The sequence below is a fragment of the Anaerobacillus sp. QJM3NY_32 genome, from assembly GCF_056173645.1.
The window spans coordinates 1,374,947-1,398,040 of sequence record NZ_CM149684.1 but is presented as its reverse complement, the minus strand read 5'-3'; the positions used below and the strand labels follow the sequence as shown (position 1 = coordinate 1,398,040).

At 39.6% G+C, this 23,094-nt stretch carries 24 protein-coding genes and 1 pseudogene; 6 read left to right on the top strand and 19 right to left on the bottom strand.

Annotated features, from left to right (window positions below; translation table 11 throughout):
- Positions 1-71 precede the first annotated feature (71 nt).
- The 3 genes from AC0VYH_RS07520 to AC0VYH_RS07510 all read right to left on the bottom strand — a co-directional run bounded on the left by AC0VYH_RS07520 (position 72) and on the right by AC0VYH_RS07510 (position 1,375).
- A complete protein-coding gene (locus AC0VYH_RS07520; protein ID WP_475373598.1) occupies positions 72-371 on the bottom strand; it encodes a hypothetical protein in 300 nt (99 codons plus the stop codon).
- 131 nt (positions 372-502) lie between these two features.
- Entirely contained in the window at positions 503-826 is a 324-nt protein-coding gene (locus AC0VYH_RS07515) for a DUF3889 domain-containing protein (protein ID WP_206759479.1), read from the bottom strand.
- Positions 827-910: 84 nt separating this feature from the next.
- Complete coding sequence (locus tag AC0VYH_RS07510) at positions 911-1,375, bottom strand: CBO0543 family protein (RefSeq protein WP_430242401.1); 465 nt, start codon at positions 1,373-1,375, stop codon at positions 911-913.
- Between the two features lie 203 nt (positions 1,376-1,578).
- Here AC0VYH_RS07510 and AC0VYH_RS07505 point away from each other — a divergent pair, with 203 nt between their 5' ends.
- The gene (locus tag AC0VYH_RS07505; protein ID WP_475373597.1) at positions 1,579-2,964 is read left to right on the top strand and encodes a DUF2254 domain-containing protein; all 1,386 of its coding nucleotides are present in this window, start codon (positions 1,579-1,581) and stop codon (positions 2,962-2,964) included.
- A 56-nt stretch (positions 2,965-3,020) separates the two neighbouring features.
- Here AC0VYH_RS07505 and asnB read toward each other — a convergent pair whose 3' ends face one another.
- From asnB to AC0VYH_RS07485, 4 genes are all read right to left on the bottom strand, one after another.
- Positions 3,021-4,928: an asparagine synthase (glutamine-hydrolyzing) gene (gene asnB / locus AC0VYH_RS07500; RefSeq protein WP_475373596.1), complete on the bottom strand. Its 1,908-nt coding sequence runs from the start codon at positions 4,926-4,928 to the stop codon at positions 3,021-3,023.
- Between the two features lie 428 nt (positions 4,929-5,356).
- On the bottom strand, positions 5,357-5,917 hold the full coding sequence (locus tag AC0VYH_RS07495; RefSeq protein ID WP_475373595.1) for a class I SAM-dependent methyltransferase: 561 nt from the start codon (positions 5,915-5,917) through the stop codon (positions 5,357-5,359).
- A 190-nt stretch (positions 5,918-6,107) separates the two neighbouring features.
- Entirely contained in the window at positions 6,108-6,713 is a 606-nt protein-coding gene (locus AC0VYH_RS07490; protein ID WP_475373594.1) for a peroxiredoxin, read from the bottom strand.
- A 165-nt stretch (positions 6,714-6,878) separates the two neighbouring features.
- Positions 6,879-7,361 (bottom strand): DinB family protein, encoded by a 483-nt coding sequence (locus AC0VYH_RS07485; RefSeq protein ID WP_475373593.1) that lies wholly within the window; start codon positions 7,359-7,361, stop codon positions 6,879-6,881.
- A gap of 381 nt (positions 7,362-7,742) precedes the next feature.
- On the opposite strand from AC0VYH_RS07485, the gene AC0VYH_RS07480 reads away from it, so the two are divergent.
- The gene (locus AC0VYH_RS07480) at positions 7,743-7,919 is read left to right on the top strand and encodes a hypothetical protein (protein WP_194220982.1); all 177 of its coding nucleotides are present in this window, start codon (positions 7,743-7,745) and stop codon (positions 7,917-7,919) included.
- A 385-nt stretch (positions 7,920-8,304) separates the two neighbouring features.
- Here AC0VYH_RS07480 and AC0VYH_RS07475 read toward each other — a convergent pair whose 3' ends face one another.
- The 4 genes from AC0VYH_RS07475 to AC0VYH_RS07460 form a co-directional block, all read right to left on the bottom strand.
- On the bottom strand, positions 8,305-8,535 hold the full coding sequence (locus AC0VYH_RS07475; protein WP_475367046.1) for a hypothetical protein: 231 nt from the start codon (positions 8,533-8,535) through the stop codon (positions 8,305-8,307).
- Between the two features lie 78 nt (positions 8,536-8,613).
- Entirely contained in the window at positions 8,614-9,738 is a 1,125-nt protein-coding gene (locus AC0VYH_RS07470) for a histidine kinase N-terminal domain-containing protein (protein ID WP_430241374.1), read from the bottom strand.
- Between the two features lie 309 nt (positions 9,739-10,047).
- Positions 10,048-10,605: a maltose acetyltransferase domain-containing protein gene (locus tag AC0VYH_RS07465; protein WP_475367044.1), complete on the bottom strand. Its 558-nt coding sequence runs from the start codon at positions 10,603-10,605 to the stop codon at positions 10,048-10,050.
- 34 nt (positions 10,606-10,639) lie between these two features.
- Entirely contained in the window at positions 10,640-11,545 is a 906-nt protein-coding gene (locus AC0VYH_RS07460) for an alpha/beta fold hydrolase (RefSeq protein ID WP_475373592.1), read from the bottom strand.
- A gap of 262 nt (positions 11,546-11,807) precedes the next feature.
- On the opposite strand from AC0VYH_RS07460, the gene AC0VYH_RS07455 reads away from it, so the two are divergent.
- The gene (locus tag AC0VYH_RS07455) at positions 11,808-12,554 is read left to right on the top strand and encodes a MerR family transcriptional regulator (protein WP_475373782.1); all 747 of its coding nucleotides are present in this window, start codon (positions 11,808-11,810) and stop codon (positions 12,552-12,554) included.
- Positions 12,555-12,603: 49 nt separating this feature from the next.
- Here the strand turns inward: AC0VYH_RS07455 and AC0VYH_RS07450 are convergent, their stop codons facing one another.
- From AC0VYH_RS07450 to AC0VYH_RS07440, 3 genes are all read right to left on the bottom strand, one after another.
- Positions 12,604-12,768 (bottom strand): glycine zipper domain-containing protein, encoded by a 165-nt coding sequence (locus AC0VYH_RS07450; protein ID WP_430241371.1) that lies wholly within the window; start codon positions 12,766-12,768, stop codon positions 12,604-12,606.
- 196 nt (positions 12,769-12,964) lie between these two features.
- Positions 12,965-14,407 carry a DHA2 family efflux MFS transporter permease subunit gene (locus tag AC0VYH_RS07445; RefSeq protein WP_475373591.1) on the bottom strand — a complete coding sequence of 481 codons (1,443 nt, stop codon included), beginning with the start codon at positions 14,405-14,407 and terminating at the stop codon, positions 12,965-12,967.
- A gap of 44 nt (positions 14,408-14,451) precedes the next feature.
- The gene (locus tag AC0VYH_RS07440) at positions 14,452-15,072 is read right to left on the bottom strand and encodes a TetR/AcrR family transcriptional regulator (RefSeq protein WP_194220975.1); all 621 of its coding nucleotides are present in this window, start codon (positions 15,070-15,072) and stop codon (positions 14,452-14,454) included.
- Positions 15,073-15,266: 194 nt separating this feature from the next.
- Here AC0VYH_RS07440 and AC0VYH_RS07435 point away from each other — a divergent pair, with 194 nt between their 5' ends.
- On the top strand, positions 15,267-16,607 hold the full coding sequence (locus AC0VYH_RS07435; RefSeq protein ID WP_475373590.1) for a sugar porter family MFS transporter: 1,341 nt from the start codon (positions 15,267-15,269) through the stop codon (positions 16,605-16,607).
- Between the two features lie 66 nt (positions 16,608-16,673).
- Here the strand turns inward: AC0VYH_RS07435 and AC0VYH_RS07430 are convergent, their stop codons facing one another.
- Positions 16,674-16,871, bottom strand: coding sequence for a helix-turn-helix domain-containing protein (locus tag AC0VYH_RS07430; RefSeq protein ID WP_098442909.1), 198 nt, complete (start codon positions 16,869-16,871; stop codon positions 16,674-16,676).
- Positions 16,872-17,227: 356 nt separating this feature from the next.
- On the opposite strand from AC0VYH_RS07430, the gene AC0VYH_RS07425 reads away from it, so the two are divergent.
- Positions 17,228-18,679 (top strand): SulP family inorganic anion transporter, encoded by a 1,452-nt coding sequence (locus AC0VYH_RS07425; RefSeq protein WP_475373589.1) that lies wholly within the window; start codon positions 17,228-17,230, stop codon positions 18,677-18,679.
- Between the two features lie 38 nt (positions 18,680-18,717).
- On the opposite strand, the gene AC0VYH_RS07420 is transcribed toward AC0VYH_RS07425, so the two are convergent.
- Entirely contained in the window at positions 18,718-19,245 is a 528-nt protein-coding gene (locus AC0VYH_RS07420; protein WP_475369047.1) for a helix-turn-helix domain-containing protein, read from the bottom strand.
- 165 nt (positions 19,246-19,410) lie between these two features.
- On the opposite strand from AC0VYH_RS07420, the pseudogene AC0VYH_RS07415 reads away from it, so the two are divergent.
- A pseudogene (locus AC0VYH_RS07415) lies at positions 19,411-20,413 on the top strand (DMT family transporter).
- A gap of 89 nt (positions 20,414-20,502) precedes the next feature.
- On the opposite strand, the gene AC0VYH_RS07410 reads toward AC0VYH_RS07415, so the two are convergent.
- The 3 genes from AC0VYH_RS07410 to AC0VYH_RS07400 all read right to left on the bottom strand — a co-directional run bounded on the left by AC0VYH_RS07410 (position 20,503) and on the right by AC0VYH_RS07400 (position 22,965).
- Complete coding sequence (locus tag AC0VYH_RS07410; protein WP_475373588.1) at positions 20,503-21,249, bottom strand: HAAS domain-containing protein; 747 nt, start codon at positions 21,247-21,249, stop codon at positions 20,503-20,505.
- A 4-nt stretch (positions 21,250-21,253) separates the two neighbouring features.
- Positions 21,254-21,580: a PadR family transcriptional regulator gene (locus AC0VYH_RS07405; RefSeq protein ID WP_194222252.1), complete on the bottom strand. Its 327-nt coding sequence runs from the start codon at positions 21,578-21,580 to the stop codon at positions 21,254-21,256.
- Between the two features lie 185 nt (positions 21,581-21,765).
- The gene (locus tag AC0VYH_RS07400) at positions 21,766-22,965 is read right to left on the bottom strand and encodes an alanyl-tRNA editing protein (RefSeq protein ID WP_475373587.1); all 1,200 of its coding nucleotides are present in this window, start codon (positions 22,963-22,965) and stop codon (positions 21,766-21,768) included.
- Positions 22,966-23,094: the final 129 nt, after the last annotated feature.

Sequence of the window (23,094 nt, the reverse complement as noted above, 5' to 3'; positions counted from 1 at the left end):
AGCATTTCTTCAGGACGTATGCTTATTCGAAAGAGTTCCTAGATGATTCCACACGATTGAAGCTGCGGTTGTTAAGAAACCTTTTCCTTAAGTGCTTCTCGAAGAATCATGTTAACGCCCTTACGTCGCTTCCATAAGAAACCTATTAGTGCACGATCATCTAAATACTTTTCCTGATCATCACAATAAAAGGCTCCTTTGCAATGCACGGAAAATGAAGCACCTTGGTATTTCATGACCGTACACTGTCCTTCTCTTTCTGTATCGTCAAAAACGAGGTAATGTTTTTGACCTATTTGGTCAAATTCAGCAATTTGCTCAAAATTCTTCAACAACGTCTCAACATCTGTTTTACGCTTAATAATGTTCATGGTCTTCCTCTCCTCTTCTCAATAAATAACCCTCTCTGTATTCATATATCATTCGATTTAACTCGCTAAATTCCTTTTTTCCTAAAAACACAACAAAAAGCCAGCCGGTATGGCTGACTTTTTCATAAGGATTATTGAAATTCTTCAATCTCATCATATTTCACATCGATTAACTGGTCCTTCTTAGGGTTAACAAGGACATACACTCTGATCTCCCTTGATTGTCCATTTTGCTTTAACGTAAATTCAAAATCGTATTGCTCACGTACATCGGATATAAAAACCTTCCCATCATATCTGTAGTCTGTAATTTGTTGATCGGGATACCTTTGACTCGTCTCTTGAATCGCTGTTTTCCCCCACTTCGCATAAGAAGGTGGTTCAGCTCCAACTTGTGCGATCGGAACAAGGAGTATGAAAGTCATTCCTAAGACGGCAATCAGTTTATTTAACAAAGTAACTACCTCCATTCAGTTTACTCTGAAGATAGTATTCATTCCTTTCCTTCTAATCATTCACATACCAGTTAAATCCCTTCGCTAATTTTTAACGGGTGGCAGGAACTTGACAATCATGCGGATGAGCACTAACACAAAGATTGTACTGATAAATGTATACATCCAAGTCCAGCTTATATAGTGTATAAGATTTGTGTATCTTTCTAAAAAGTATTCCATAATAGTAATAATAGAAGAAAACACTGCAGCCTTCACGATAAAACCCAACCACCCAGATCGATAAGTACTTTGATAATAGTAAATTCCTAATACAGGAAATAAGATATATTCATATGTAAAACTGGAATCGAAATGCGTATTAAACAAGTTCACTGGATAGGAAAGCAAATTCTCTTCAACCACAATGACACCAATAATCGATGACAAATAGCCTGTTAATAAAAAGAAGAGAAGCCATTCCTTTATTGGCGGCTTTCTAAGACTGTAAGCAAACAAAAGAACACCAATACTAATTAAAATCCACAGTATTGATTCTTCTGATATCATGATTCATCACCTTCAATTTAATCCTCTATTCTATTACTATCTCCTCTATCCCATCTTCATATTCACAGTTGAACGAGGGACAGGGTTTATCCCTTTGAACCAGATATAAAAAAAAGAAAGGAATTCCTGCTCACACGGTTTAACGCCGCACTCTTAGGGGAATTCTAAAGTGTTAGTGATGAAATTGAAGGGAGCCCCTTGCCATGATAAAAAAATTATTACCATGGCAGCTACGAAAATATTTCGAAATGTCTAAACGCATTCGAAAGCATGAACTTCAGGCCACGCTTTGGTATATGCCTGGCTTATACATTTTAGGAGCCTTTGTATTTGTAGCTGTCACACTTTATTTTGATTTAGTTTTTGAACTATCTAGATATGCGCCTGAGATGTTTCGCACAACAGCTCAGCCAACACGATTGCTAATTAGTGCCCTCATAGGCGGTATTTTAACTCTTAGCGCCTTTACACTCAACTCGTTACTCGTTGTTCTCACAACGTTCAGCGGGCAATTCTCACCTAGAATGCTTCTTAACTTCGTTGCTGACCGAACGACACAGCACTTCATTGGAATATTCCACGGTAGCTTTGTTTATGTTCTCGTCATTTTCTTATTTATTACGAGCAAAAAAGACGAATATTTTGTAGCCATACCCGGCATGACCGTACTACTCGCATTTATAACCGTTGTGACGTTTATTTTCTTTATTAACCACGCTACGAGTTGGATGCAAGTACACAATATAGCTACAAACATGAAGGAAGAATCCATTTCCATTGTAAGAGAAACGCTTCGAAACGATCTCGAACAATTCCGTGCTGAAGAACCAGGAGATTTAATGGAAAAAGAACGGGAGACCGAAACGCTTATTACAGCTCCTAAATCTGGCTATATTCAGCTCATTGATTTCAAAACGATGATCGACGAAGCTCGGAAAGATCAAGTCATTATTAAACTCCATAACAAAGTAGGAGATTATGTTCTAGAAGGTAACCGCTTCTTCTCATATTGGGGTGCCGGGGCTGAACGAGTTAACCCAGAAAAATATTGCAGCTTTATTGAATTAGGTTATAAAGAAACAGAGATTCAGGACCTAAAGATGGGGATGACCAAGCTATCAGAAATTGGTGTGAAATCACTCGGTAACGATGACCCCCAAACTTCAATCACCATTATTCATCAAATGGCTGACCTCCTTCTTGAAGTGGAACGAGACATTACCTTCACGCCGTACCTTGCCGATCATGAAAAACAAGTAAGAGTTGTGATGGATGCTGAAGACTTCAGTTATTACCTTTATCGAGGATTTGGGTACTTAAGACACTACGCCGGTGATAACTATCCAATCATTACGGAAATCATTTCAGCACTTAGCATGGTTTCACAATCCATTAGTAAGGACAAACTGGATGTTGTATGGAACTTCGCCAAAAATTCAATGGATCACATTCCAAAAGAATTCATCTATGATCTTGATCGAGATTATCTCCTGCAGCGTCTCTATGATCTCGCTGTATTTACAGGGCATCAGGAAGATTACAAGCCCATTGAGAAACGTTTAATCCAAATTGAACAACGGCACTCGTAAGGATACAAATTCAAATTCATATAAAAAAGGTGACCTCCAGAGGTCACCTTTTTCATTTAGCGATATGTTGCTACTTTGCTTACAATTTCATCTTCCTGCTGAAGCTCTTCAAAGGAATACACGCCTTCAACAAATATTTGGTGCCAGAGCATAAAGATTAGCACGGTCCAAATTTTCCTTGCGTAATCACCTTTTCCAGCTTTATGCGCTTCAAGAAGTCTCATCACAAGTGATTTATCAATCAAATAATCTGTTTCACTCACATGAATAAGCTGCTTCGCCCATTCGTACAATTCTTGCCTTAGCCAATGACGTATCGGCACAGGAAAACCAAGTTTTTTTCGGTCAAGAACATGGTCTGGCACAACACCTCGTGCCGCCTTACGAAGAATTGATTTTGTTGTGCCATCTGCAATTTTTTCACAAACTGGAATTTCACGTGCTACTCGGAACACTTCTTTATCAAGAAACGGCACACGAAGTTCTAACGCATTTGCCATTGTCATCTTATCCGCTTTTAAAAGAATGTCTCCTCGTAACCACGTTTGAATATCAACATATTGCATTTGATTCACTAGATTATCTTTCTTCACATTCTGATAGAACGGTTTTGTGATCTTTTGATAATGCTCGTTTTGATAATAAGTCGTTAAAAGCTCTTTCTTTTCACTTTCTTCGAACATCTTCGCATTTCCAATATATCTCTCTGAGAGCGGTGTGGATCCACGCTCAAGAAAGCTCTTTCCTCGCATTCCTTCAGGAAAAACTTGAGCAACGCGATTCACCATTTTTTTCATCATTACCGGCATAGGCTTGAAAAGACGGAGCGCATCGGGCTCGCGGTATATGTTGTATCCACCAAAGAGTTCGTCTGCCCCTTCACCTGAGAGGACAACCGTTACATGCTTCCGTGCTTCTCTTGCAACAAAATAAAGCGGAACACAAGCTGGATCAGCAAGTGGATCATCCATATGCCACATGATTTTTGGTAACTTTTGAACATACTCTTTTGCAGAAATCATGTAAGAATAATTTGGAACGTCCAGCTTATCAGCTGTTTCTTTGGCAACATCAACTTCTGAATATCCGTCTCGTTCAAAGCCAACAGAAAATGTTTTAATTTGAGGATTAAATTTCTTGGCCATCGAAACGATAATGGAAGAATCTATCCCCCCAGACAAAAACGAGCCAACTGGGACATCACTTCGCATGTGAACATTAACGGAATCATAAAGAACATTCTGAATGTCCTTCACCCAATTTCGTTCTGTCGTGATCGGTTTAAATGTCGCATGGAAATAGCGTCTCATCACCATGGGCTCATGATGCTTTTTAACAAAATAATGACCAGGCTCAAGCTTCTTTATTCCTTCCGTCATCGTTAGCGGTTCTGGTACATATTGAAAACTTAAATAATGTTGAAGAGCAGAAGGATTCACGGCTTCGAATTCTTCTATCATTGTAATACTTTTTTTCTCAGAAGCAAAAATCAGCTCCTCATCATTCTGCATATAGTAAAGGGGTTTAATTCCAAAAGGATCGCGAGCGCCCACTAATTTCTTTTCTAGCTTGTCCCAAATAAGAATCGAAAACATTCCTCTTAAGTCAGCGAACGCCTTCTCCCCTTTATGTACAAATAACGTAAGAACCACTTCTGTATCCGATTCCGTGTCAAACGTGTAACCTTCTCTCTTCAACTGTTCACGAAGTTCTACATAATTATAAACTTCCCCATTGAAAACCATCCAATATCGCTTATTTTCGTAATGATAAGGCTGATGCCCACTTTCAAGGTCAATAATACTAAGCCTTCTAAAACCAAGAGAAATCGATTCATCTGTATAATAACCTTCGTCATCTGGTCCTCTGTGTGTAATAATTTGATTCCTTTTCACAAAATCCGAATGATCGTAACGGTCCGATTTTCCTGGTTCTGTACGTAACACTCCAACAAAACCACACATAGTTGTAGCCACACTTTCGTTTGAATTAACACTCCCATTGTAACATGGTTGTAATCTAACCGTAACCTTATCGTTATAAAAATTCGTTAGATCGACTGCATTTATGACAGTATCTGTCATTTAATTCGGAAAGAATTCAATCTATTAAACGATTTCAACTTGTTAAATGTTTCATCTGATTTATAAATGCGGTAGCTTTCTTTATTCGAGAGGTAGTAGGAGAAGTAGGTTGTTATCAATTAGTGGAAAGAAGTCGTTCGTCTTATCTAGGAAATTAATTGGAAGTGATCCCTTCTATTAAATCACACTCCACTTTCAATTCGAAAGCTAATCCGAAAAGAAGTCAACTTTCGACATAATTAGAGAAATTGAATGAAATCTATAGAAAAAACCTCTCTCATTATGAAGCTCAGAGAGAGGTTTACTTATCATTCTATTGTTGCAAAAACGAGATGAAATATACCCAAGAAATGGCTTTCCACTGCTGTCACACGAAGACTAGAATTTTCTACAAGTTGGACTATATTCCGATCAAGGTGACATCCGATTTTTTCTGATACTATTGGATCAAACTTCCTTTGAAGATGTGAAACTACTCGATTCGAACTTATTCCGTGTTCAAACAATAATACTTGTCCACCTGGTTTACACCACTTCGCCATTCGCTCCAATACAACGTCCGGATGAGGATAGGAGCACATAGATAAGGTAGAGACGACCGTATCAAAGGTATTTTCTTTAAAATCGACCAATTCTACATCTTCCTCAATAATCGTACAGGGATACTGCGTTTCTTTTGCAGCCTCTCTTCCATAGCGAACCATCTCTTCGCTAAAATCAACTGCTGTTAGTGAATGAATATTAGGGTATAGTGGAAAATTCGTTCCTGTTCCCACCGATAATTCCAAAACATCACCACTCGCTTTAGCTAAAAGTTTCTTTCGAAATTTTGTATCTATGGTTGTTTTCTTTCTTCTTTTCTCATACATCTTTGCGTGCTTGTCGAATATCTTTGATTGTTTGGATGGATTAATAATGAATCATCCTGCCTTTCTTGATCAAAAGTCCGATAGTTATGACCATTCCTACCCTTAAAAAGAACTCTATTTATAATGATACCAAGAATTCAATAGTTAGATAGAAAAACCGCAAAAAAATAAACTACGGTAAACCGTAGCTTTATACTCTTCCTATATAATTTGCGTTCCGATTGATCCCTTGCAAACCAGGTACCCAATTGGCTTGAACGCTTTTTCCTGTCTTCTCACTATATTGAAGTGCCTGAATTAGTCTTAGAATCTCATATGCATTTCTACCTACCTCAACAGGATAAACCATTTTTGAGACGATCACACCTTTTGGGTTAATAATAATCGTTCCTCGATAGGTAGCACCCGCATTTTCATTTAATACACGGTAATCTCGACTGATTTTATGATTTCGATCACTCACAAGCAAATAATTCACTTTAGATGCAGCCGGGGAAACTTCGGTGAATACTTTATGTGCATAAACGCTATCTGTACTAATTCCTAAGACTACCGTATTTATAGCCTGAAGCTCAGGATAAATAGCAGCGACCGCTGCTAATTCTGTCGGTCAGACAAAGGTAAAGTCGCTAGAATAGAAAAAAAGAATGACCCATTTCTCCCGGTAATCCTCTAAGGTGATTCTCTTTATTTCTTTTTGAATCGGATCAAAGGCCTCAGCACGAAATAATGGCGCCTTGTCTGTTGTTTGTGCGCAGTTTAGTCGGTGATAAAATTGCTGCTCTTCATGCTCCACGTCCCCACCTCTTTTCACAGGCAGTATATGTACAAGAGGCTGTCCATTTGTCTGTTTCTTTTATTCCTCTAATCCCTAACGATCATAACCGTTCACTTAAAGCGTTTTATATCATAGAAAAAGAGACTTTCTTTTTACTAAAGAAAGTCTCTTTCATTTAAAGGTTTACCCTTTCATTGCTGCCCATTCTTCACGAGATGGTCCGACCATTCCAGGTACAGTAAGACCAGCCTGGCGCATAAGCACTGTCATTTGTCCTCGATGATGCGTCTGATGTTGGAGCAAGAGAAGAAGAATCGTTCCGTAAGTTGTCTCACTGCCAAAGAATGTGGTTGTTCCTGTTAGCTTCTCATCATTCCACTGCTCCTGAAGAGTGCTCACGAACTCTTCAGCAGTTTTTTTATACAAAGCTGAGATTTCTTCTGCCTTAAAGGATTCACGTTCCTTCATCGGTTGAAGATCGAGCCCAGCACTCGACATCATATAAGTAATCGCTTGTGACAAGTGAACACCTAGCTTTTCAAGTGTAAAATGATCTGGCGCTACTTGCTGTGAAAGAGATTCATCTGTTAGATGATCCATTAGTTTAACTGTTTGAGCCGTCTCACGTTCCCATGTTCGTACAAAATCTTCAAGTGATCGAAACATCAAATAACCTCCTGAATATGTATTCATTCTTTACTTCATTCATTTTACACCTCATTCTTGAGCAAATAAAGTGAGAAACGTTCAGAAAACAAAAATACCCCTCACAAAGAGGGGGGAGAGAATAGGCTATACATCACTCTATGCTAATACATCTCTTCATATGCTAAAACACAAAACCTTCTTTCCTCTTAGCTATGTTAACTGTAACGGAGGATTTCGCGAAAATTAGCGATTAAGCTCGATATTCCTTGTATTTATCGAGGCTTATCAACCCCAAAGTGGTTTTTTAACAAAAATACAATTGATTTTTTCAGATCGTTAGGCATCCTATATGAATTATGTTATTATATAAATCAGTTTAAATGGAAAAGAGGGATTTACATGGAGGAAGAACAGGAAATCATTCTCCCTGAAATCGGAAGTCTAGTCGAAATCGATAACCGAAAAGCTAAAGTCGTTAGCTTACTAAACAATACGATTGTAGCCGAATGGGAAGAATACTCAGAAGACGAATCAAAACGAATCGTCGTAAGACACGAAGAATATAAAATGCTTTAATAAAAGAAAAGCTCCAGCGCCCGGTTAGGTCCGACAAGCGCTGGAGCCTTTTAATTTGAACACGCCGTAAAAGGCGAAGCGACTCGAGGACCTGGGCGCTGGAGCTAGATCAGAAAAGCGCAAGCGCCCGGTAGGTCCGACAAGCGCTGGAGCCTAATGAAACAACACCGAAAGGACAGGGGCAGTTCAATCTCCCCTGTCCTTTCTTTTATTATCTTCTAATCCACCATTCACTTAATAAAACAAACAGCAAGACCACAACGCCCGCAAACCAGGGGAACCAATCAGGAACGTATTCCCATCCAAACAATTCTATGCCCCCTATCATTAATAAAGGGAATAAAAAAGAGACTTCACTAAGCCTCTATTTAATCCCAATCCATTTTCATTTTAATGTATCAGTTTCCTCAGCAGACACTTTATCCAACAGCTCTGCATAAGCCATTTTAAACTTCTCGTATGTTTCAGGCCCATTTGCCTGTTCATTATTTTGAAAAAGCTGCTCAAACGCATAACCTTTCGCTTCTTCCAATGAACATTCTCTCGCACTCATCACGAGCTCCATATAAGATTTAAAATAGGCTTTACTCAGCGTTCCCGCGTTTTTAGTAATCATTCTTCTCACTCCTTACATCAAGATGTTGCTTGCCCACATTATAGTAGGCTTCTTGATCAGAAAGCAATTTTTAAGGGGTTACTTTATCGCATCCTTTTTCTCAACAAACGGTAAGCGAATCGTGAATGTCGTTTCTGCTTCACTAGAATGACAGTTAATTTCCCCGTGGTGATTCTGAATGATCTTTTGACACACATACAATCCGATGCCCGTGCCAAGTTCTTTTGTCGTATAAAAGGGTTCAAAAATGCGATCCAGGGTTTTGTCTGAAATTTTTGGTCCATTATTTGTGATGCGAATGGTTAACATTCCTTCTGCTTGTTCTCCCGCGATCCGTATTTGGCGAGGAGAGCCTTCAGCTTTAAGAGCATCTAACGAATTCATAAGAATATTCAAGAATACTTGTCGTAGTTTATCTTGCTGTCCATATACAGAAAGATTCGCTGGAAATTCATTAACAATTCGCACATCAATATCGATAATACTCGGATAAATGAAGGCAATAATCGAGTCAAACAGACCCTTAACCTCCAGCCACTCTTCCTGTCCGCTATCAATCTCCTTTTTGGAGACATGCAGAAATTGAGCAATGCGAAAGTTTAGCTGTTGCAGCTCATGATCGATCACTTCAACATATTTCATATCGGGATACTCTCTTTGTAGAAGCTTCACAAATCCTATAATGGCTGTAAGGGGATTCCTGAACTCATGAACGAAACTAGAAGACATCTGGCCCAGGATGGAAAGCTTCTCCTGATGGGTTTCATCTATAAAAGAAATCTTTTCCTGCAATTCATTTTCCTTCAGCTTTGTATATTCGGTTACGGCATGATAAGAAAACAGATCAAATAAATCATTTATGGAGTCAAGAGTGTTCTGAAGATCATTCACATTCACTTTAGAATACGTTATATGCTTCATGAGAACGCTTCTTCCAGCATTCACGTTATAAATAAAATCTCCTATGTTTACATTCGCTTCCGCTCGCTCAACCGCTACTTTGTGCGCAAGTGTCACAATCTTCTCATGAGCAATTGGCTCTTTTATATTTTGTTGAACAAGACGATACATGAGAATACCATTAGCTTCCACTTTATCTCGGTGTATGTCTGTCTTAGAAATCCGTATTTTTTCTTTCCATTTGATAAGGTAGCTTTCAAGATTATGATCGAGATAGTCTAGTAGTTGCTCTCGAACAGCCATACTTCCTTCACCCCTTCCTGCCTTAGTCGGTGATTCATGGTTATATTTTCAAGTATAACAGTAAATAGAGGGTATTTTATAGATGCATTGTAGAGAGATAATCTATTATTGGTGGATAAAGATCGTCATCAATGAAAGAAAATCTCTCTTCTTCTTTCCTATAAAAGTAATTCGAACGATATAAGCCAAAAGTGAATAGCTCTACAACTGGTGTAAAACAAGTCGTTAGAAGGAATTCAATGCATTTAATATTGGTGATTGTCTTACCACTCTCACGTGAAAAATAAAGCGCTTTACTGATACTCTTACCTATTCGATTTCTTTGATTACCCTCGCTGGATTCCCCCCAACCACGACATTCTCCGGCACATCTTTCACAACTACAGCACCTGAAGCAATAACAGCATTGTTTCCGATTGTAACGCCCGGATTAATGATGGCGCCTCCACCAATCCATACGTTGTCTCCAATGAAAACCGGCTTTCCATATTCTTGACCCGAATTGCGTTCCGTCGGATCTAGCGGATGTGTTGCTGCATATATATGGACACCTGGTGCTAGCATGCAATTGTCACCAAAGCGTATTTCACAAATATCGAGAAACACGCAGTCGAAATTCGCAAAAAAGTTCTCTCCTACGTGAATGTTGTAACCATAATCACACTTAAAAGTCGGTTCAATATAGAGATTTTCTTTCGTAGAACCAAAGAACCCCTTCAATAACCGCGTTCTATCTTCTATATCTGTCTCAATTGTTTGATTGAATAACCTAGTTATTTTGCGTGCATGAAGACGATCTTTCTGCAATTGCTCATCCTCTGGTCGATAATATTCTCCCCTGATCATTTTTTCTTTTTCTGACCTCATATAACTCGCTCCTATCTCCTCTAAGAATGGTTATTCACGATAAAACCGTTGTGTTCACAGTCCAATTTTTTAAATAAAATAACATATCCGCCCATAAATCTTCATTCTCTGTTAGAAAATGACCTCCGTTCGGAATGAGGGTCATCTCTATTAAAGGTCCTCGTTTCGCTAGTTTACGAACTTCATTTACAGGTGATAACGTATCTTTCTCTCCGTGCCAAAATCTTAACGGCCCTTTAATCTCGCTAATCTCAAATCCCCAATCTTTCGATAAGAGATTCGTTTCATAGATGACTCCTTCTACACCCTGTCTATAAGCTTCCTTCGCGTGATATAGTCCTGTTTCCACAAGAGCCTCTTCTCTCAAAAAGGCACGGTCCCACTCAGAAAGATGACGATGATTCCCAGCTAACATAGCATTTCGATACTTATGTGGATGACTTTCAAGCATTTTCTTTTGAGCTAAATTCGCTTTCTTAATGAGCCAAGGAAAATACTTTGATAAAAAAAAGGCAATCCGATTTTCTTTCGCCATTTCCTTTGGGGCTCTACCTTTTTTAAATGGCGTAGCTGAAGAAACAAGAGCTGTATTTTGGATTCGTTCAGGCAATGCATAAGCGCATGCCGCAGCGAATGGACCTCCTCCAGAAACACCCAAGACAGAGAAATGCCTTAAACCAATATGCGTAGCGAGCTCCTCTACATCCACAGCCCAATCAAGGATCGTTCTATTTTTTTGTAAAGTGGAGAGCCCATAACCCGGTCGATCTGTTGAAATTAAGTAAATCCCCATCGCTTTGGCCAGTTCATCATCTTCTAAAAACCAGATGCGTGACCCTGGTGTTCCATGAAAAAGCATAATCGGTATACCAGTAGGATCGCCATACTTCCAATAGCCAAGTTTTCTTCCATCACTTAAAACCATCGACTTCTCCTGCATAAGCTCCTCCTTGTGGTTGTCCTATCGCAAAATGGATGAGAAGGTGAACATCACTAACAATTATTTTCTTTCCCTACAGTAAAGCTTGCTATCTCCCCCTAAATAATAACATTATTAGTTGGAAATTTGATGAAATTAAAAAGAACGCTCAGAATAGAAGGAAAACACTGAAATTGAAAAGATCATAAATGAATTCTTCTTACCTCTTGACCCTTACGTTGCGTTATCCTCTAAAGTTAAATTTGAAAGGAGGGGCATTTAGCTGATGAAACGAGTGAAAGAAGTAGCAGAATTAACTGGAGTCAGCGTTCGAACCCTTCATTACTACGATGAAATCGGACTTTTAACACCAGCTACTACAGAAACTGGTTACCGTCTTTATTCGAAGGACGATCTTGAGAAGCTTCAGCAAATTCTCTTTTTTAGAGCACTTGATTTCTCGCTGAAGAAAATCAAAACCATTCTAGAGGATCCTAATTTTGATCGAATGGAAGCGCTCAACTATCAAAAAGAAATTCTGCATGAAAAAAAACAACGTCTGGATAAGATGATCAACATGATTGATAAAACGATCCAAAACGTGAAAGGAGAAAGATCAATGACAGATCAAGAGAGATTTGCTGGATTCGATTTTAGCCAGAACCCATATGAACAAGAGGCACGCGAGCGTTATGGAGATGAAGCCATCAATCGTTCTAAACAAAAGCTCAACAGCTTATCAAAGGACGAAAAAAATGCGCTCGGTCACTCATTTGATTCCATTTATAAAAGACTGGCTGATCTTAGAAAGGGTTCACCGGAAGCAGATGAAGCGCAGAAAGCGATTCACGATTGGTATGAATTTCTCAATGGAAATTTCGGATACCATTATACGCTTGAAGCGTTTGAAGGACTTGGTCAAATGTATGTAGACGATGAGCGCTTCACGAAAAATATTGATCAATATGGAGAAGGTCTCGCGCTTTTTATGCGAGATGCCATGAAAGTGTATGCTGATCAACACAAGTAGAAATCACCAAACAGGTGAGCTCAACCTCTTAAGAAGTTGAGCTCTTTTCTTAATCATTCTTTTTTCCTTTAGTAGAACCAAACCCAACCCCAAGGGCGATTCCAACACCAAGTCCAAGTGGAATATTATCCAAGGCGACACCTACTCCTGCTCCAATGGCTATTCCAAGACCAACGCCTAAACCCATCCTGCTTTCACTTTTTGGTTTACTCACAAATATCTCTCCTTATTAAGGGATTGTCTTAATCTTTACGAATGAGCGGGAAAAAGGTTACATCTTTCGGGACAGCCAGACGGTTTCCTCTCACAAAAGAAACTCTTCCTATTTATATTAGGAAGAGTTTCTTCTAGAGGGCCATTCTCATTTCTTAGAATAATGTTTGCATAATTTAATTCGCTAGCTATTTGCTTTAATTTTCAGTAGCCACTTTGCTTTTCTGAACAGAATCTTCATTAGTAGCTTTCGGTTTTCGAATAAACAAAGCTAAAACAAGTCCAATAATAGCTGAAATACCTGCTACGATAAAGGAAACGTTAACGCCATGTACAAGACCCTCAACTCCACGTGATGGCTGAGCTGCCTGAGACATCACAGTTACGAGTAGCGCGGTTCCAACTGCCCCTGAAACTTGACGCATTGTATTGTTCATTGCTGTGCCGTGTGGAATGAGGTGAGCAGGAAGCTGATTTAATCCTGCCGTTGTAACTGGCATCATCACCATCGCTACCCCAAACATTCTGATCGCATTCACAATAGCTAAATAAGCGAACGTCGTTTCTGCTGTTAAATTTGTGAACATAAATGTCGTCACCGTTACGATAATCAAACCAATGATCGCAAGCCACTTTGCTCCAAATTTATCGAATATCCTACCAGTAATCGGGTTCATAAAGCCCATAATCAGAGCCCCTGGCAATAGCATTAATCCTGATTCAAATGCGGTGAATCCAAGCATATTCTGCATAAGAAGCGGCAGAACAGTCGCAGCGCCGATCATGGCAATAAAGACAACCATCCCAAGCACAGTTGTTAATGTGAATAGCTTATATTGAAACACTCTAAATTGAAGCACAGGCTGCTTGAGTTTTAACTGACGTAAGATGAACCAGCACAATGTCACACTACCGATGAGCATGGCGATAAGCACCTGTTCACTTCCCCAACCATTTGTCCCAGCACTACTGAATCCATACAATAATCCACCGAAACCTAACGATGAAAGAACGATCGATAGAATATCTAGCTTCGGATTCGTTTGCTCTGTTACGTTTTTCAAAATCAAATACGCAATAAAGAAGTCAATAATCACGATCGGCAAAATCACATAAAACAAACTTCTCCACGGGTATTGCTCCACAAGCCATCCTGATAAAGTCGGCCCAATCGCTGGTGCAAAGGAAATCACAAGCCCAAACATCCCCATCGCTGTACCCCTTTTTTCAACAGGGAAAATTAAAAAGAGGATCGTTTGCATAAGCGGAATGATAATCCCGGCTCCAGATGCCTGGATGATACGCCCTACCATCAAGAGTGGAAAGTTCGGGGCAACGGCGCAAATAGCTGTACCAACCGCAAATAGCCCCATCGCGGTTAAGAATAGTGTTCTTGTTGTGAATTTACCTATTAGAAAAGCTGTAATTGGAATCATCACGCCATTAACTAGCATGAAAATCGAGGTTAACCACTGGGCTGTACTTGCCTCCAAGTCTAGATCGACCATGATATGTGGCAATGCCGTCGCAAGTAGCGTTTGATTTAGAATCGCTGCAAACGCACCTGATAATAGCACGATTAAGAGCGGTACTTTATTAAAAGAACCGATTCCTTCTGATGATTGTTTAGTGTCGTTCATGTTCTCCCTTCTTTCTCAATGATTCTCTATTTTCCCGATGTCCTTCAGGAAGGTGTTCGAAGTAGACCGGATTGAAGAAGTCTAAGCTCAGTCTGGTATTTTGCCATCGCATCTGGAATGGATAAGTTATTAGAGATACTGTGAATCAAATTATGAAACGTAACGGCTGTTAAAATCTGCATAATATGAAACACCTCTTTCCTACTTGAAACATTTAAGTTCTCATGATCAACGAGGTCATAAATGTCATCATAGCGATGGTTTGTTACATCCTCGGTTAAATACTGGGAGAACGTATTCTCAATCTTATAGTTCATATTAAGCAGTACATTTCGAATAAAGTCCCTCTGACCAGTATCCTCTGAATGCTCTAATGTAGATCTAAAGATCTCACTAATTGCTTTGAAGAGATCTCCTTCAAACTTCTTTAGATTGGCAATTAAATGTTCATGACGTTCTCTTGCATGTTCATTTAATAAATAAAAGAAAGCATCTTCTTTATCCTCAAAATATTGATAAAAGCTCCCTCTTGGTATACCTGCGGTTTTCAAGATATTTGAAATCGATGCATCATAGAGCGATACTCTAGAAAACTCTTTTTTTGCTGCATCAATTAGTATTTGCTTTTTCTCTTCTTTCAAATTAAAAAAGGTTGCTTTTGGCACATTGAATCACCTACCACTAAAATTATGACACCGTGTCATATCGCCAAACCTACTATATGTGACACAGTGTCACATGTCAAGAAAAGTGAACTCCATAAATAAGCAGCACACTCTATTAAATGATAATGTTTGCTTTCAAAAAAAGAGTGGAAACTATTTTTTAGGAATAATGTTATGCAAAGGTGGTTACTGTGATGAACAGAAACATTAGCAAGGGATGGATTTTCTTCTTCGGGGCTCTCGGAGGCTTACTGTACGGATATGACACAGGAGTTATTTCCGGTGCCTTATTATTTATTGAACAAGATATTCCCCTATCCGATTTTCTACAAGGGGTTGTCGTTAGTTCATTATTAGGCGGGGCTATTGTAGGTGCCGGAATGAGTGGGTATGTATCTGATAGATTTGGACGAAGGCGCGTCGTTTTTGCAATCGCACTCATTTACCTGATTGGTTCACTCGTCTTAGCTCTTTCTCCTAACGCAGCCGTTCTCATTATAGGCCGCATCATACTTGGACTTGCTGTTGGTGGTTCGACAGCGATTGTACCAGTCTACTTATCAGAAATGGCTCCAACAAGGTCAAGGGGCGCACTAGCATCGCTTAATCAGTTAATGATCACGATTGGAATTGTGCTCGCTTACCTCATTAACTATGCATTTGCACCAATTGAGGGATGGCGTTGGATGCTTGGTCTTGCTTCCGTTCCAGCGCTCGTATTAATGATCGGTGTTCTCTTTATGCCTGAAAGTCCGCGCTGGCTCATTAAGCGCAACCGTGAAGAAGAGGCCAGAAAAGTGATGGCATTAACGCGAGAACAAAGTGAAATAGATGAAGAAATGAAGCAAATGAAAAAAATTGAGGAAACTGAGGAAAGCACGTGGGATGTACTTAAATCCAAATGGATACGTCCAATGCTTCTTGTCGGAAGCGGTATCGCCATCTTCCAGCAGCTTATTGGTATTAATGCGGTGATCTACTACGCACCAACCATTTTCACTAAAGCTGGTCTTGGAGATTCAGCTTCTATTCTCGGAACGCTTGGAATAGGAATCATGAATGTGTTGATGACGCTTGTAGCGATCGCTACGATTGATAAGCTAGGTCGAAAAAAACTGTTGCTACTAGGAAATATCGGGATGTCGTTAAGCTTAATTATTCTTGCAACGATTCTCTTTACAGCAGAACTTACAACGACAATTGCCTGGCTAACCGTCGTCTTTCTTGGGCTCTTTATCATCTTTTTCTCCGCCACTTGGGGCCCAGTTGTTTGGGTTATGCTACCGGAACTTTTCCCAAATAAAGCCCGTGGTGCAGCGACAGGATTTACTACACTTCTGCTATCAGCATCGAATTTAGTTGTTTCCTTATTCTTTCCTGTTCTACTCTCAGCGCTCGGAACAGCATGGGTATTCGTAATCTTTGCCATTATCGGTGTCTTTGCCTTCTTCTTTGTCATGAAATATGTACCAGAAACAAAAGGAAGAAGCCTTGAAGATATTGAAAATGACCTCCGAGGAAAAGCTTCAACGTAATACAAGCATACAGAACCCGCTCATCCACATTGGATCAGCGGGTCTTCTTTTTGAGCAACGTCTCCGTTATATCCGCTCACCATTCTTAAGCTTTTTAATTAATTCGGTAAGATCAGATTTTTGAATACGCCAGTGACTGCCAATCTTAAACGCCGGGATTTTGCCATCCTGAACTAATTTATATGTGGTCATCTCACTAATTTGAAAATATTTCGCCACTTGAGAGATCGTCATAATATCATGATGCTCATTATCCTGACTCATGTTATCGCTCCTTATCAATCTATCACCCTATTCTAACAAAGTTCTTCCACTTATGGACCCAAACTCTATTAATACGATAACTTATTATAACAGGTTATATCAAATTAGGTTAAATTAGATCAAAAGATGAATGAATCATCCGCTTTTAGTGTTCTACTATTAAATTATCAAAATTAAACGCACACGTATTCGAGAGTAAATAAGAGTAAATTAAAGTTTTTACCGTATGATTTTCGCTTACATCCTTATTTCCATTTTCATAGATTCTATGCTAAACTTCATCTTGTTGTAAACGGACCCGACTTCTATGAGAGTTAGGAGTCATCACAATACTAGATTTAGAAAGAGGTGCAACATTGAACTTATCTTCTATTAAACAAGATTGGTTTGGCAATGTGAAAAACGATACCCTCGCCGGAATCGTTGTCGCACTTGCCTTAATACCAGAAGCGATTGCCTTTTCCATTATCGCAGGCGTAGATCCGATGGTTGGATTATATGCGAGCTTTTGTATCGCCGTAGTAATTTCATTTGTTGGTGGTAGACCAGGAATGATTTCTGCAGCAACAGGAGCCATGGCGCTTCTAATGGTGACGCTTGTAGCGGATCATGGACTACAATATTTACTTGCAGCAACGATCTTAACAGGGGTTATTCAATTCTTCCTTGGCGTGTTTAAGCTTGCTCGCTTTATGAAGTTCGTACCACGCTCCGTTATGATTGGGTTTGTGAACTCACTTGCGATTTTGATTTTCACTTCTCAACTGCCGCATTTCGTTGGTGAATCATGGCCAATGTACTTGATGGTAGCAGGTGCTCTTGCAATTATTTATATCGTTCCACGATTCACGAAAGCTGTTCCATCACCACTCATTGCGATCGTTGTGATTACAATTGTTGCGATTACAACTAGTAGTGGCGTTCGAACGGTTGGGGATATGGGTGAATTAACGCAAGCATTACCATTATTCCTAATTCCAAGTATTCCATTGAACTTTGAAACATTAGCGATTATTTTCCCATATTCAATGGCTCTAGCAGTTGTTGGTTTACTTGAGACATTCTTAACAGCACAAATCGTTGATGATTTAACAGATACAGATAGCAATAAGAATAAAGAAGCAAAAGGTCAGGGCGTGGCGAACGTTGTAGCCGGATTTTTCGGAGGAATGGCTGGTTGTGCGATGATTGGACAATCCGTTATTAACGTGAAATCAGGTGGACGTGGACGCTTATCCACTTTCGTTGCCGGCGTTTTCTTAATGATTCTGATTTTAGTATTAAACGATTTACTCGTTAAAATACCTATGGCAGCTCTAGTTGGCGTTATGATTATGGTATCCATTGGAACATTCGATTGGTCATCCATTAAAAATCTTCATAAAATGCCGCGATCTGACGCAGCCGTGATGGTCGTTACCGTCATTACTGTTGTCACAACGCATGATTTATCAAAAGGTGTACTTGCCGGTGTTATTCTAAGTGCTTTATTCTTCGCTTCTAAGATTTCAAAAGTACGCGTTGAAGAAAAGATCGACGAATACGCGGAGAAAAAGATTTACCACATTCATGGTCAGCTGTTCTTTGCATCTGTTACTGACTTTGTGAATAGCTTTAATTATAAAGAAGAAGGTATTAAAACGGTCGAGATTGATTTATCAGATGCTCACGTTTGGGATGACTCAGGTGTTGGCGCCGTTGATAAAGCCATCATGAAATTCAGACAAAACGAGATCGATGTGAAAGTGACTGGTGTTAACCAGGAAAGTTCACAGCTTATCGACCGCTTAGCTGTTTATAATAAATAAGCGCAAGAAAAAAGCCACTGCTGTGGCTTTTTTCTATGTTATGCGTTTGTATAGATCATAACGAAATGTAAGACAGCACCTTCGCTGTGAAGATTTAAGTAACCATGCTTCTGATCCGCTCTAAACTTAATCGAATCATACGTATTTAATTCATACGTTTGTTCCTGAACTTGTACAGTTGCCTTTCCTTCCATCACTGTTACATACTCAATGACCCCTTCTTGATGAGCATCTGCGTAATACTCTCCCATAGGTTCTAAAAAAGCACGGTGCGTTTCAAGAGAGCCATAGCCACTATCTGTAAACATGGGTTCTAACGTTAAAGCTTCATTTGAACTCAATACTTTATTGCCCTCATTTTTCCTTGAAATGACGACTTCTTCCTTTTCTGCTAGTAGACTTGAGATCGGGATGGAAAGACCATTCGCTATTTTCCATATCACCGTTAAAGAAGGATTCGCCTCTCCTCTCTCAATTTTACCTAACGTAAGCTTACTCACGTCTGTTAACGTTGCTAGATCCTGCAAGCTTATCTCACGTTTTTTTCGAATGGCTCTTAACGTCATACCAACCTGCTGAGCAAGCTTTTCTGCAGCTGTTATCTTTTTTTCATCCACTAATAAATCCTCTCCATTATCTTTCTCTTGTATATTTCCACCACACCCTATAGTATATTATAATATACACAAAACATAATATACTATACTTAACAAAGGGCGTGTTTAAGTAATATGAGGGAAATTGCGATCGGTATTCTCGCCTCAATGTTTTTTGCAGTTACATTTATTTTGAATCGTTCAATGGAGTTAGCCGGAGGAAGCTGGATGTGGAGCTCCTCCCTCCGCTTCCTTTTCATGATTCCTTTTCATGATTCCTTTTCTTCTATTAATTGTACTCGTTAGACGGAATATGAAACAAGTTTTTATTGAAATGCGAAGGAACCCTTTTCAGTGGTTACTCTGGAGTTTTGTTGGATTCGTTTTATTTTATGCCCCTTTAACCTATGCTGCCGCTTATGGCGCAGGGTGGCTAGTGGCAGGAACGTGGCAAATGACGATCGTAGGTGGAATTATCGTTGCTCCTCTTTTTTACTCAACCGTTCAAACGTCTAATGGACCGATAAAAAAACGGCACCGCATTCAAACAAAAGCCCTCCTTATTTCCATCGTGATTCTTGCTGGTGTCATGTTAATTCAGTGGCAAAAAGCAAATGAAATGACTGTAAACGAAGTGATGGTTGGCATTCTTCCTGTCCTTTTTGCAGCAATTGCTTATCCACTCGGAAACCGAAAGATGATGGAGCTTTGTGATGGACGACTCGATACCTTTCAACGAGTGTTAGGCATGACGCTTGGGAGCACTCCGTTCTGGATTATTTTAAGTGTTATCGCCTGGAATAAGGTTGGCATTCCTTCAGGAGAACAGCTCACTCAATCGCTGATCGTTGCCATCTGTTCAGGCGTTATTGCCACAACATTATTTTTTATCGCAACAGATCGCGTCAGACTTCACCAGGGAAAGCTTGCCTCTGTTGAAGCGACTCAGTCAACACAGGTATTGTTTGTGATCGCAGGAGAGGGACTGCTTCTATCGAGCCCACTTCCTACCTACATCGCATGGGTTGGCATTGCCCTCATCATTGTCGGCATCGTTCTTCATAGCTTTAATGTTAAAAAGCTGAACGAATCCAGCACTCCCGATCATCGACAAGTAGATCAACAGAAAACGGTATAGAAAAGCTTCCTACTAAAATAAAATGACCAGTCGTTTCCTAATGATTGGTCATTTTATTAAGTGTCATGTACTTTTTCTCTTCAAACTCTCTATCCCTTTATGATCGTCTTAGGCAATTGCTTCCGAAAACTCATCATCACGATAAGCCCAACGACGCTAATAACATAAGCGCCCATCTCCCATGCGAAACTTTCCAAATGAAGCAAACTAAACAGCAGTTGAGCTCCAAAAAGAATCAGCATTAAGACAAGACTCGATAACAAACCAATAAGAGAATTGAAGTTAGCAATTAGACCAATTATAATGATACCGCCTACAGTTAAAGCAACTGGTTGACTGAGAAACAACACGTCTCTGCCAAATTCTATGTGAAGAATCGTAACCCCTACGGTAAAGATCATTGGAACCATAACGATGCCATAAACAATCAGAAAGCTCTTTACACCTGTATGGAAAGAAGTCATCCGAAGGGCCCATATAAGAGCAACTAACCATACAATCGTTGAAATAGGGTAACCGATGATTTCAATTAAAGAATATGATGTATTTCCATCTATAAACTGCGATACTAAAAAGATACCAAAGACTCCTGCAATCATACGCGCAATTAATTTCCGATTATCATGTGGCGACTGATCCATCGAATCAATCAGTTCTTTTGCGTAAGCTTTCGGATCCTTTCCAAAGATATCTTTCGCTGTCTTTCCGTCGCGCTCCCCCTCCATTAAGTGATCTTCTGCTTCCATTAAGAAGCTATCGATTTCCTCTTCACCTACTCCTTTCGTAATCAGATAAATACGCATATCTTGAATAAATTTCTCGCTTTCTTTCGTCATCTCCTCATTCACTCTCCTTGTTTAAAATCTGATTTACGGTTGTGCTTAAATGAATCCACCGCTTCTTAAAACCCTTCAATTCTTCTTCTCCCTTTTTCGTTAACGCGTAGTATTTCCGCTTCGGTCCTGCTGTTGATTTCTTTAACGTTGACTGTATGAGCTGATCTTTCTGTAAACGGATAAGGATCGGGTAAATCGTCCCTTCACTAAATGCTTCAAAGCCATAATCATCAAGCTTTGAGGCAAGCTCATATCCGTATACTTCTCCTTCACTAATAATGGATAAAATACAGCCATCAATGATTCCTTTTAACATTTGAGTTGTTTGCATGTGCTTCACCAATCTTTCCAACCTATAACCCTTGTTATACAAGAGTTATAGAAATCATTCAGCTACCTTGTAAAGCAAGGTATATATGTAGTATATGCTAAGCTATCTTGTATGACAAGAGTTATATTCATATTTTTACCAAAATAGAAAAAACGCCCCAGCAATGCTTAGGGGCGCTCGTTTTTTTAATGTAGCGTTACTTTCACAAGTTCAATCAAAACCTCTTCTGCAGAACGAACCGGTTCTCCCCCGCCCTGCGCAAAGTCTTTCTTTCCTCCACCTTTTCCATTAATGAATGGAAGAACTTCTTTTAAACTAAGGTTCATATCATAAGATAAAGCTTCTCCTCTTCCACAAACAATTTGTAGCTTATCTTCTCCCTCACTTATGAAAAAGACGATCACATGCGGATCTTCTTTCAGCACCATCTTCGCTAGTTTTTGCAGTTCTTTCATTCCATGTTGTTTGGAAATCATCTGCACGACTTTTTGGTCATGAATGGTATCAGCACCATGAAGTAATTCCTTTGCTTCATAAGAAAGTAGTTTTTCATTTAGCTCTTCAATCGTTTTTTCATATTCTTTCGACTGAAGGAGCACTCGTTCTGCCGCTTCTACTAAATGTGATTGAGGAACGCTAAGAGCGTTCGTGAGCCCAAGCATGATTCCCTGTTTCTTCCGAAGTTCATCAGTTACTCGCTCGCCACAAACAAAATGGACGCGCATTTGTTTTTTTTGCTTTTCTATTTTTAAAATAGATATCGCCTGTACCTGGCCTGTCGAAGAAGGATGTGTCCCTCCGCATCCGCTATAGTCTACGTCTGGAATCATTACAAGACGGATGTCTTCCGAGACGGCTAGCTGCTTTCGAAGGGTATAATTCGCCAGCTCCTCTTCGCTTACCCACTTCGTTTCAATCGGCAAGTTCTGCTGAACAACGTTATTCGCAAATTTTTCAGCTGCTCTAACTTCATCATCATCAAGAGTGGCAACGTTAAGGTCGATCGTACAAACTTCCTGACCTAGATGAAAGCTCACCGTACTATATCCAAGTTGGTCTTCAAAAGCTGCCGAAAGGATGTGCTGCCCTGCATGCTGTTGCATGTGATCAAACCTTCGAGGCCAGTTGATATCTCCGTGAATATGTTCTGCCTCAGGAAGCTTGCCGTCAACATAGTGACGGACTTCTCCATCTACCTCTTCTACATCAAGAACCTGTACACCATTAATCGTTCCACTATCATATGGCTGACCTCCACCAGTTGGATAAAAAGCCGTTTGATCTAGAACAACGTAAGAGCGATTCGCATCATCTGTGAACTGTTCCCACTTTTCAGCGGTAAAGGTTGTTATGTATGGGTCTTGATAGAATAATTTAGTCGTCATTGCATTTCACTTCTTTCTGTACTAGTAAATAAGTTACTATTGATTAGCTTATCATTTATCAAATTTGAGAGCCGCTGTATCAATCTCGTTAAAAAAGTTATTTGAAATAGCGCGGAATGAATGAAGTTT

What these genes read in the sequence shown, in the direction of transcription:
- AC0VYH_RS07520 (WP_475373598.1), bottom strand. Translation starts at nt 371, where the DNA reads ATGAACATTATTAAGCGTAAAACAGATGTTGAGACGTTGTTGAAGAAT.
- AC0VYH_RS07510 (WP_430242401.1), bottom strand. Translation starts at nt 1,375, where the DNA reads ATGATATCAGAAGAATCAATACTGTGGATTTTAATTAGTATTGGTGTT.
- AC0VYH_RS07505 (WP_475373597.1), top strand. Translation starts at nt 1,579, where the DNA reads ATGATAAAAAAATTATTACCATGGCAGCTACGAAAATATTTCGAAATG.
- asnB (WP_475373596.1), bottom strand. Translation starts at nt 4,928, where the DNA reads ATGTGTGGTTTTGTTGGAGTGTTACGTACAGAACCAGGAAAATCGGAC.
- AC0VYH_RS07495 (WP_475373595.1), bottom strand. Translation starts at nt 5,917, where the DNA reads ATGTATGAGAAAAGAAGAAAGAAAACAACCATAGATACAAAATTTCGA.
- AC0VYH_RS07485 (WP_475373593.1), bottom strand. Translation starts at nt 7,361, where the DNA reads ATGTTTCGATCACTTGAAGATTTTGTACGAACATGGGAACGTGAGACG.
- AC0VYH_RS07480 (WP_194220982.1), top strand. Translation starts at nt 7,743, where the DNA reads ATGGAGGAAGAACAGGAAATCATTCTCCCTGAAATCGGAAGTCTAGTC.
- AC0VYH_RS07475 (WP_475367046.1), bottom strand. Translation starts at nt 8,535, where the DNA reads ATGATTACTAAAAACGCGGGAACGCTGAGTAAAGCCTATTTTAAATCT.
- AC0VYH_RS07470 (WP_430241374.1), bottom strand. Translation starts at nt 9,738, where the DNA reads ATGGCTGTTCGAGAGCAACTACTAGACTATCTCGATCATAATCTTGAA.
- AC0VYH_RS07465 (WP_475367044.1), bottom strand. Translation starts at nt 10,605, where the DNA reads ATGAGGTCAGAAAAAGAAAAAATGATCAGGGGAGAATATTATCGACCA.
- AC0VYH_RS07460 (WP_475373592.1), bottom strand. Translation starts at nt 11,545, where the DNA reads ATGCAGGAGAAGTCGATGGTTTTAAGTGATGGAAGAAAACTTGGCTAT.
- AC0VYH_RS07445 (WP_475373591.1), bottom strand. Translation starts at nt 14,407, where the DNA reads ATGAACGACACTAAACAATCATCAGAAGGAATCGGTTCTTTTAATAAA.
- AC0VYH_RS07435 (WP_475373590.1), top strand. Translation starts at nt 15,267, where the DNA reads ATGAACAGAAACATTAGCAAGGGATGGATTTTCTTCTTCGGGGCTCTC.
- AC0VYH_RS07430 (WP_098442909.1), bottom strand. Translation starts at nt 16,871, where the DNA reads ATGAGTCAGGATAATGAGCATCATGATATTATGACGATCTCTCAAGTG.
- AC0VYH_RS07420 (WP_475369047.1), bottom strand. Translation starts at nt 19,245, where the DNA reads ATGACGTTAAGAGCCATTCGAAAAAAACGTGAGATAAGCTTGCAGGAT.
- AC0VYH_RS07410 (WP_475373588.1), bottom strand. Translation starts at nt 21,249, where the DNA reads ATGACGAAAGAAAGCGAGAAATTTATTCAAGATATGCGTATTTATCTG.
- AC0VYH_RS07405 (WP_194222252.1), bottom strand. Translation starts at nt 21,580, where the DNA reads ATGCAAACAACTCAAATGTTAAAAGGAATCATTGATGGCTGTATTTTA.
- AC0VYH_RS07400 (WP_475373587.1), bottom strand. Translation starts at nt 22,965, where the DNA reads ATGACGACTAAATTATTCTATCAAGACCCATACATAACAACCTTTACC.